Consider the following 9717-nt stretch of genomic DNA (forward strand, 5'->3'; position numbering starts at 1 on the left):
AGGAGTTCATCCGATGAGGCTCACCAAGCCGGTGCATCCGGACGACATCGATCTGGACGCCGTCGACCTGACCGACGCGCTGCTCTACGCGCACGGCGACCCGCACTCCGTCTGGAACGCCATGCGGCACCGCGACCCGGTGCGCTGGCAGCAGGTGGACGACACGCTGGGCTTCTGGTCCGTGACCAGGTTCGAGGACGCCGACCTGGTGCTGCGCGACCACACCCTGTTCACCTCGCAGCGCGGCACCATGCTCTTCCTGCTCGGCAAGGACGACCCGGCGCGCGGACGGCAGATGGCCGCGACCGACCCGCCCCGGCACACGCGGATGCGGGTGCCGATGCAGCGCGCCCTGACCAACAAGCAGGTGGAGAAGTACCGCGACGCGGTCACCACCGAGGTGCACCGGCTGCTGACCCCGGCGCTGGAGGGCGAGCCCTTCGATTTCGCCGAGGCCATGATGTCCCTGCCGATGGCGACCGCCGGCACCATGATGGGACTGCCCCGCGAGGACTGGTCCCGGCTGACCCGGCTGACGACGATGTCCATCGCCCCGGAGGATCCGGAGTTCGCCGGACCCGGCGGGGTCGAGGAGACGCTGCAGGCCGCCCACCGTGAGCTGTTCGCCTACTTCCACGACATCCTGCGCGAGCGCCGCGGCAACCTGGGCGAGGACCTCATCAGTCTGCTGCTGGAGATGGACATCGACGGCCGGCGGCTGGAGACCGGCGCGGTCCTGTCCAACTGCTACAGCCTGATCCTCGGCGCCAACGTCACCACCCCCTTCGTGCCGACCGGCGCGATGGCGGAGCTGATCGGCACCCCCGCGCTGGACGAGTGGCGCGCGGATCCGAAGCTGCTGAACACCGGCGTCGACGAGGCCCTGCGCTGGTCGTCGCCCGCGAACCACTTCATGCGGTACGCGCTGCAGGACGTCGAGCTGCACGGCCGGAAGGTCAGGGCGGGCGACGCCGTCGTGGTGTGGCTGGGCTCGGCCAACCGCGACGCCGGATCCTTCGACGACCCGTTCACCTTCGACATCCGCCGCAAGCCCAACCGGCACATGGCGTTCGGCAGCGGCGCCCACTACTGCGTGGGGCACACCGTGGCCCGGATGAGCCTGAAGATCCTCTTCACCGAGCTGTTCGAGAGCTTCGACTCCTTCGAGCTGGCCGGTGAGATCGAGCACCTGCACTCGAACTTCGTGGCCGGCATCAAGCACATGCCGATGGTCGCCACGGTCCGTGACTCGGCGGCCGCGCGCTACGCGGAGCTGGTCGCGTGAGCGCCTCCCGCTGGTTCCTGCGCGAACCCTCCGCCGAGGCCGCCGCACGCCTGTTCTGCCTGCCGTACTCGGGCTGCGGGGCGAGCATGTACCGCAACTGGCCCCGGTTCGTGGGCGACACCGAGATCGTGCCCGTCCAGCTGCCCGGCCGGGAGAACCGCTTCCGGGAGCCCTCGTACCCGACGTACGAGGAACTCGCGGACGACCTGGTCGAGGTGCTGCGGCCGTACCTGGACCGGCCGTTCGGCCTCTTCGGGCACTGCGGGTCCGCGCTGCCGGGCTACGAGACCGCCGTCCGGCTCAAGGAGCGCGGATACCCCGCGCCCGCCCGGCTGTTCGTCTCCTCGCAGATCGCCCCGCACAAGGGCCCGCACGGCCGCTTCCTGCGCATGACCGACGAGGAGCTGGCCGACGAGGTGCGCACCCTGATCACGGAGCTGGGCGGCACGCCCCGCCCCGACCTGGTGGAGCTGAGCCTCGAGATCCTGCGCGCCGACGTCGAGACCAACAAGCGCTACCACCCCGCCGAGCCGGTGCGCCTGGACTGCCCGGTCACCGCACTGGGCTGGGACGAGGACGTGGAGGTCGACCACCGGCTGATGGACGGCTGGGCCGAGTGCGGCGAGACCACCTTCCGGGTCCTGCACGGGCCGCACTACCGGTTCATGGAAGCCCCCGACGACCTGCTCGACGCCTTCGTCGCCGACATGGCCGGATGACCGCCCCCCGGGCCGGTTCCCCCCCGCAACGAGGAAACGAGGAGACATGCAACGACTTGAGCACCGGGTGGCCGTGGTCACCGGCGCGGGCAGCGGCATCGGCCTGGCCTCCGTGCGCCGGCTGGCCGCGGAGGGCGCCCGGGTGGTGGCCGTCGACATCGACGAGACGGCCGGCGGCGCGGCAGCCAAGGAGGTCGACGGCCTGTTCGTCCGGGCCGACGTGGCGGTGGAGGACGACGTCCGCGCCCTGTACGAGGAGGTGCACGACCGGTACGGCTCGGTGGACATCGCCTTCCACAACGCCGGCATCTCCCCGCCCGAGGACGCCTCCATCCTGGAGACCGGCCTTGAGGCGTGGAAGCGCGTCCAGGAGGTCAACCTGACCTCCGTCTACCTGTGCTGCAAGCACGTCCTGCCGTACATGCGCCGCCAGGGCAGGGGCTCGATCATCAACACGGCGTCGTTCGTCGCCCGGATGGGAGCGGCGACCTCCCAGATCTCCTACACCGCGTCCAAGGGCGGGGTCCTCGCCCTCACCCGCGAACTGGGCGTCCAGTTCGCGCGGGAGGGCATCCGGGTCAACGCCCTGTCCCCGGGGCCGGTCAACACCCCGCTGCTGCGGGAGCTGTTCGCCAAGGACCCGGAGCGGGCGGCCCGCCGCCTGGTGCACATCCCCGTCGGCCGGTTCGCCGAGCCCGAGGAGATCGCGGCTGCGGTGGCCTTCCTGGCGAGCGACGACTCCTCCTTCATGACCGCCTCCGAGTTCCTCGTGGACGGCGGCCTGTCCTCCGCCTACGTCACCCCCAGCTGAAAGGCACCGCCGGCATGTCCCCGGAGCGCACCGACACGCCCGTCTCCTTCGACGAACGCACCACGCTGAACACCTTCCTCGACTACACGCGGGCCACCGTGGCCGCCAAGTGCGCGGGGCTGTCCGACGAGGACGCCCGGCGGGCGCCCCTGCCGGGCTCCCCGCTGATGACCGTCGCCGGGCTGGTGAGCCATGTCCGGTGGGTCGAGTACTGGTGGCTGCGGGTGGTGTTCCTCGGCGAGGAGGACCGGCACCCCGCCACCGAGGACGACCCGGACCGCGAGATGCGGATCGCGCTCGACGTACCGCTGCGTCAGCTCCTCGACGAGTACGAGGAGCAGAGCCGGGCCCTGCGGGAACGGTTCGCCGACGTCGGGCTCGACGACACGGCGGCACGGCCGATGCGGGACGGCCGCCACGCGCCGCTGCGCTGGGTGCTGCTGCACCTGGTCGAGGAGATCGCGCGGCACAACGGGCACATCGACGTGCTCCGCGAGCTGGCGGACGGCGTCACCGGTACCTGAGTGGCCGTCCAGCCCGCGGAGCGCCGTCCAGGAGAAGAGCTTATGACCCAGACCGTGCAGAGCCCGGTCGCGGCCGGGCGGCCGGCGCCGCAGACACCCACCGGCGCTCCCCCGCCCCGCCTCGACGCCCGCGCGCACCGGTTCCGGCGCCGCCTGGAACGGCTGCTCGGCGTGCCCATGACGCAGGACAACGCGCTGGTGCCGCTGCGCAACGGCGACGAGATCTTCACCGCCATGCTCGCGGCCATCAGGTCGGCCGAGCACAGCGTGGACCTGATGACGTTCGTGTACTGGCGGGGGCCGGTCGCCCGCGCCTTCGCCGTCGAGCTGGCCCGGCGGGCCCGTGCCGGGGTGCGGGTGCGGCTGCTGCTGGACGGCTTCGGCAGCCGGCTCATCGAACGTGACCTGCTGTCGCTGATGGAAGCGGCCGGGGTACGGATCGGCTGGTTCCGCAGACCGCTGGCGCTGTCCCCGCTCAAGCAGAACCACCGCTGTCACCGCAAGGTGCTCGTGGTGGACGAGACGGTGGCCTTCACGGGCGGGGTCGGGATCGGCGAGGAGTGGTGCGGCGACGCCCGCTCCGCCGCCGAGTGGCGCGACACGCATGTGAGCGTGCGCGGCCCCGCCGTCGACGGACTCGCCGCGGCCTTCGCCCAGAACTGGGCGGAGTGCCGCGGCGAACTCGTCGCGGACGGCGACCGGTTCCCCGAACAGCCGCCCAGTGGAACGGCCGCGGTCCAGGTGGTCCGCGGCTCCGCCGGCTACGGCTGGCAGGACATGCAGACCCTGTTCCGGCTGGTGCTGGAGTCGGCCGAGGAGCGGGTCCGGCTGACCACGGCCTACTTCTCGCCGCACCCGTCCTTCGCCGGGCTGCTGGCCGCGACGGCCCGGCGCGGCGTCGAGGTGGACCTGCTGGTGCCCGGCCCGCACACCGACAAGCCGGTCTGCCGGTCGGCCGGCCGGCTGCTGTACGGCGATCTGCTCGCCGCCGGGGTGCGGGTCTGGGAGTACCGGCCGACGATGATGCACGCCAAGGTCGTCACCGTGGACCGCGTGCTGAGCCTGGTGGGGTCGAGCAACCTCAACCGGCGCTCGCTGGAGCACGACGAGGAGGTGATGCTGGCGGTGCTGGACGAGGAGTTCACCGCGACCCTGGACGGCCACTTCGAGCGGGACCGGTCGTCGAGCGAGGCCGTGGACGAGGAGCGGTGGCGGCGGCGGCCCCTCGCGCAGCGGCTGCGGGAGGCGTCGGTGCGGCCGATCCGCCGCTTCCTGTGAGGCCGGGGTGACGGCGGTGGCCGACGTGGAGGGCGGCCGGCGAAGGGGTGGCACATCGGTGATGTGCCACCCCTTCGCCGTCGCGGGCCACCGCCGGGCTCAGCCGAGGGCCGGGTGCTCCGGGTGCGCGGCCATCTCACGGATCAGCTCGGTGTAGGTGCCGGCCAGGCGGGCGATCCGCTCCGGGGAGAACCGGTCAAGGGCGTAGGCGACCAGCACGCGTGCGCGCCGGTCGTCGTGGCGCAGCCGCAGGCTCAGTGGCCGGGAGACGTACGGGTCCGCCGGCATCTCCTGTTCCAGCGTCAGGCCGGCGAACCGGACCGGTGCCTCCAGGTCGCGTTCCGCCGTGAACTGCACGTGGAAGAGGCGGTCGAGCAGGCCGGGCACCGGCAGGTGGGGCTCCAGCAGGTGGGCCGGCAGGTCGTGGTGGGCGAAGTCCCGCGCGCTCCGCTCGTGCACCTGGGCGATCAGGTCGCCGAACGCCGGGTTCCCGGAGAGGTCGGTGCGGACGACGACGTCGTTGGAGAAGTCGGCGATCAGGTCCCGCACGTCGGTGCCGTCCCGGTAGGAGACCGGCACCCGGACACTGATGTCGCGCTGTCCCGACTCCCTGGCCAGCAGCGTCTGGAAGGCGACCAGGCCGAGGGTGTGGAAAGTCGTCCGGGCCCGCCTGGCCAGCTCCCGCAGGGCGTCGAAGACGTCGGCGGGCAGCTCCTGTTCCAGGAAGCCGCCGAGCGGCGGGCCCGGCTCGCTCTGCGGCCGGCGGTCGGTGGGCAGGACGGCCGGCTCGGCACCGTCCAGGCGTTCCCGCCAGTACCGGGCCACCTCCGCGCCCCGCGGTCCGGTCATGCGGGCACGGTGCCGGGCCGCGTGGTCGCCGTAGCGCACGGGCAGTCCGGGCAGGTCGGCCGGTGTGCCGGTGGTGCGGGCCAGGTAGCAGGCGCTCAGGTCGCGGACCAGGACCTCGACCGACCGGCCGTCGCCGATGATGTGGTGCATGAGCAGGAAGGCGAGGTGGTCGTCGTCCGCCAGGCGCAGCAGGTGCAGCCGGGCGAGCGGCCCGTCGGCCAGGTCGACGGGGCGGTCGACCTGTTCGCGGGTGAAGCGGTCGTAGTCCGCGTGGTCCAGTGCGGTGACGGTGACCGGCAGCCGCAGGGCGGGGGCGATCACCAGGTCCAGCCGGTCGCCGGTGCGGTGCAGGGTGGCACGCAGTTGGTCGTGGCGGGCCACGACGTCCTGCCAGGCCGCGTCCAGCGCCGGCACGTCCAGGGGGCCGCGCAGCCGGAGCGCGCCGAGGAGCAGGGGCGGGGTGGACCCGAACCCGCCCCGCAGCGCGTCCCACATGCCCTCCTGGGCCAGCGAGGCGCGGAACCGCGTCTCACCGGTGGCCGCGGCCGGGGCGGCCGGCGCGGACGCGGGCGCGGGCGGGCGCCGGCGGGCCAGCAGCGCGGCCTCCAGCCGCCTGCGTGCCTCCAGGTCGTCCCTGGAGACCGGGCTCGCCGGGGTCGCCGGTCCGGACGCCTTCCCCGGGGCCGTCGGGGTCGTCGGGTTCATGGCTGTCACGCTCGTCCTCACCTAGTCGCGGGCCCCGGGCGCAGATCGCCCGGCGCCCTGCGGGCCAGTGCCCGCCGATCGGCTTTTCCGTTGGGCGTCAGGGGCATCGCGGGCAGCACGACGAACAGCGCGGGCACCATCGCGGCGGGCAGGGCGCGCCGGGCGCGCTCGCGCAGGGCCGCCGTGTCCTCCCCGGCCGGTCCGCTGACGTAGGCCACCAGGGCCTCGGCCACGACACCGTCGCCGACGGGGACGACGGCCACCGTCTCCACCGCGGGCAGGGCGCCGAGCTGGGCCTCGATGTCGCCGAGTTCGACGCGGTGGCCGCGGATCTTCACCTGCGAGTCGACGCGGCCGAGGAATTCGAGGACGCCGTCCGGCCGCCACCAGCCGCGGTCCCCGGTGCGGTAGACGCGTCCGCCCGGTGCGTCCGGGTCCGCCGCGAAGGCGCGGTCGGTGGCCTCGCGGTTGCCCCGGTAGCCCTCGGCCAGCCGGGGGCCGCAGAGCTGGATCTCGCCGGGGAAGCCGGGCGGCAGCCGGTGCCCGCGCGGGTCGCGGACCCGGACGACGGCACCGGCGACGGGCCGCCCGACCGGGTGTCCCGCGCCGTGCCCGGCGCCGTAGTCCAGGGCGGTGGAGCCCACGGAGTTCTCGGTCGGCCCGTACTCGTTGACCAGCCGGACGCCGGGCAGCGACCGCCGGTGCCTGCTGATCAGTTCCGGTGAGGCGGCCTCGCCGGCGACGGTGACCGAGCGCAGCGCGGTGCCGTCGGCGAGGTCGTCCAGCAGGATCCGGTAGAGGCTGGGGACGACGGTCGCGTGGGTCACGCCATGCGCCCGCAGCAGGGCGCCGGTCCGGGCGGCGTCGAGCCGCAGGTGCTCGGGCAGCAGGACCAGGCGGGCGCCGGCCGTGAGGGCGGGGAAGATCTCCGCCAGGGAACTGTCGAAGAACAGGGAGGAGATCACCAGGCAGCGGCTCTCCCGGTGCATCGCGTGGTACCGGCGGCGCCACCGGACGAACGCGTGGACGGCGCCGTGCCGTACGGCGACGCCCTTGGGCACTCCGGTGCTGCCGGAGGTGTGGATCACGTAGGCGATGTCGTCCGGGCCCGGCGGCGGCACCGGGACGTCGGTGCCCGGGTCCCGCGGTGTCCCGGCGAGTTCGGCCACGTCGAACACGGCCGTGCCGGCCGGTGCGGCGCCCGGTGGGGCCGTTCCCGCCCCGGTGACCAGCGCGGCCGGGGCGAGCGCGGTGAGCATCGCCGCCAGCCGGGCGGCGGGCAGGTCCGGGTCGAGCGGGGCATGGACGGCGCGGGCGCGCAGCACGCCGAGCATGACCGCCACCGCCTGCCAGGACTTGCGGGCGAGCAGGGCCACCGGGTCGCCGGGGCGGACGCCGTGGGCCAGCAGTGTCCGGGCCACCCGCTCGGCCGCCGCGCGCAGTTGGCCGTAGGTCACCTCGGGGCCGTCGGCTCCGGTGACCGCGAGGTCGTCCGGGTGGGCAGCGGCCCGCGCGAGGAATCCGGACAGCAGGGTGCCGGTACCCTCCGGTTCCGGCTCGTCGGGGACCTCCCAGCGCGCCGGCGCGTCCGCCCAGGGCGCGTCCGGCGGGATCAGGCGGAGGGCGTCGAGCGGGGCGGCCGGGTCACCGAGGCCGCCCAGCACGTGGCCGATCACCTCGGCCAGCACCTGGGCGAACCAGGGTTCGAACCGTCCGCGGTCGGCGTCCACGCACAGCCGGCGGCCGCCGTCGGCGTCTTCTTCGAGGGTGACCACGAGCGGTGGGGGCGTACCGGGCGTCTCCACCGGCGTCCCGGCGACGAGCACGTCGATCCCGGTGCCGGCGGTGTCCGCCGCGCGCAGGGCGCCGGCCACGTCGCGCAGCAGTTCCCCGGCGTCGGCGGCCCGCTGTCCGGCGACCGGGACAGGCACCGGCCGGTCCCCGTGCCACAGGTGCACCACGGCCTCGTCGGTGCCCTCGGCGGCGGCCGTCACCAGGCCCGTGGCGGCGCCGAGCAGCACCGTCCCGCCGTCCGGCCGGCCGTCGCCGAGGGCGGCGAGGGCCGCGAGCGCGGGACCGCTCAGGGCCACCACGGCCCGGACGCGTCCGTGCTCGGCCGGGCCGGTCAGCCGGGGCCGCAGCCGGCTCCCCGCGCCCGCCTGGCCCTGGGCGGGCGGGCCGGTGACGGGCGTGGCCGGACGCGGTCGCGCGGGCCCGGTGAGCGCCGGGGCCGCACCGGCCACGTGGTGGGTGAACGCGTCGAGCGACTGGTGTTCGTAGAGCGCGCGTACGGGGATGTCCACACCGAACTCCGCACGGCTGAGCTTGGCGATCCGTGCCGCCGTCAGGCTGCTGCCGCCCAGGTCGAACAGGCTCGCCGCGGTGTCGGTGACGCCCCAGCCGAGCGCCTCCTCCCAGATCGCGGCCATCCGCGCGAGGAGTCCGGCGTGGGCCGGGGGCGCGGCGGGCACGGTTGCGTGATCCGACATGAGGTCTCCAGTGCGGGGGGTCAGTGGGCGCCGGCCGGCAGACCGCCCAGTTCGTGCGCGAGGCGGTCCAGCAGCGGGCGCCAGGAGTCGACCAGGTACATGTGGCCCCCGGGCAGTTCGACGAGCCGGAAGGGCCCGGTGGTCGTCTCCCGCCAGGCACCGGCCGCGGCCGCGGAGATCACGTCGTCGTCGGTGCCGCGCACGCTCAGCACCGGGAACCGCGCCGGCCCGGCCGGGGCCGGCCGGTGGTCCTCCTGCATCGCGATGTCGGTGCGCAGCGGCGGCAGCAGCAGTTCGCGCAGTTCCGGGTCGTCCAGGGCCGGATGGTGGTAGCCGGCGATCCGGCGCACACCGGCGAGGAACGCGTCGTCGGGCAGCCCGGTGATGCGCTCGGCGCGCGGGGTGCCGGGCGGGGTGGCGCCGCTCGGGACGAGCACGAGATCCAGGTGGGGTGCCACCCGGGCGAGGGCGCGGGCGATCTCGTGGGCCAGGAAGGCGCCGAAGCTGTGGCCGAAGACCGCGACCCGGTCGGCGCCCTCGGTCTCCCGCAGCAGTTCGGGCACGATCACGTCGAGCAGCGTGCCGACGTCCCGGCACTCCGGCTCGGCGAACCGCTTCTCCCGGCCGGGCAGATGGACGGGGACGACGCGCAGACCGGGGTGGCTGCCGACCCAGGGCCGGAAGAACGCGGCGCCGGCGCCGGCCGGGGGCAGGCACAGCAGGGTGGTGCCGGACATGTCTTTCCTCGCTTCTCGTGGTCCGTCAGCGGCCGTGCGCCGGTGATTCAGTCGTCCGCCGGGTCGTCCCCGGCAAGCCGCCGCAGGATCGTCCAGGCGACCTCGGCGACGGTGAAGTCGGCGTAGAGGTCGCTCAGGGCGAGTTCGACGGCGAAGGTGTCGCGCAGCCGGGCCGCCAGCCGTACGGCGGTCAGCGACTGCCCGCCGAGGTCGAAGAAGTTGTCGTGGATGCCGACGGCGTCCACCTCGAGCACCTCCGCCCAGATCCGGGCGACCTCCTCCTCGAACGGGGTGCGGGGGGCGTCGTCCCCGGGGTGGGC

General features: G+C 74.4%; 9 protein-coding genes. 5 read left to right on the plus strand and 4 right to left on the minus strand.

Features of this window, described 5'->3' with window-relative positions; translation table 11 throughout:
• Positions 1-13: 13 nt before the first annotated feature.
• Genes V7E45_RS16465 through V7E45_RS16485 form a run of 5 tightly spaced genes read left to right on the plus strand, consistent with a single transcriptional unit; the run spans position 14 to position 4617 of the window.
• The gene (locus V7E45_RS16465) at positions 14-1285 is read left to right on the plus strand and encodes a cytochrome P450 (protein ID WP_333774916.1); all 1272 of its coding nucleotides are present in this window, start codon (positions 14-16) and stop codon (positions 1283-1285) included.
• Positions 1282-2004 (plus strand): thioesterase II family protein, encoded by a 723-nt coding sequence (locus tag V7E45_RS16470; RefSeq protein WP_333774917.1) that lies wholly within the window; start codon positions 1282-1284, stop codon positions 2002-2004. Before V7E45_RS16465 ends, V7E45_RS16470 begins: the two co-directional genes overlap by 4 nt.
• A gap of 46 nt (positions 2005-2050) precedes the next feature.
• A complete protein-coding gene (locus V7E45_RS16475; protein WP_333774919.1) occupies positions 2051-2815 on the plus strand; it encodes a 3-oxoacyl-ACP reductase in 765 nt (254 codons plus the stop codon).
• 14 nt (positions 2816-2829) lie between these two features.
• Entirely contained in the window at positions 2830-3339 is a 510-nt protein-coding gene (locus V7E45_RS16480) for a DinB family protein (RefSeq protein ID WP_333774920.1), read from the plus strand.
• Positions 3340-3381: 42 nt separating this feature from the next.
• A complete protein-coding gene (locus V7E45_RS16485; protein WP_333774921.1) occupies positions 3382-4617 on the plus strand; it encodes a phospholipase D-like domain-containing protein in 1236 nt (411 codons plus the stop codon).
• 99 nt (positions 4618-4716) lie between these two features.
• Here the strand turns inward: V7E45_RS16485 and V7E45_RS16490 are convergent, their stop codons facing one another.
• From V7E45_RS16490 to V7E45_RS16505, 4 genes are all read right to left on the minus strand, one after another.
• Positions 4717-6171 carry a condensation domain-containing protein gene (locus tag V7E45_RS16490; protein WP_333774922.1) on the minus strand — a complete coding sequence of 485 codons (1455 nt, stop codon included), beginning with the start codon at positions 6169-6171 and terminating at the stop codon, positions 4717-4719.
• Positions 6172-6188: 17 nt separating this feature from the next.
• Positions 6189-8660 carry an amino acid adenylation domain-containing protein gene (locus tag V7E45_RS16495; RefSeq protein WP_333774923.1) on the minus strand — a complete coding sequence of 824 codons (2472 nt, stop codon included), beginning with the start codon at positions 8658-8660 and terminating at the stop codon, positions 6189-6191.
• Between the two features lie 20 nt (positions 8661-8680).
• The gene (locus tag V7E45_RS16500; protein ID WP_333774924.1) at positions 8681-9397 is read right to left on the minus strand and encodes a thioesterase II family protein; all 717 of its coding nucleotides are present in this window, start codon (positions 9395-9397) and stop codon (positions 8681-8683) included.
• A 47-nt stretch (positions 9398-9444) separates the two neighbouring features.
• On the minus strand, positions 9445-9717 hold a 273-nt coding region (locus V7E45_RS16505; RefSeq protein WP_333774925.1), incomplete at its 5' end, for a phosphopantetheine-binding protein.

The sequence above is a fragment of the Streptomyces sp. IBSBF 3136 genome, assembly GCF_036815105.1.
Taxonomy (GTDB): Bacteria; Actinomycetota; Actinomycetes; order Streptomycetales; family Streptomycetaceae; genus Streptomyces.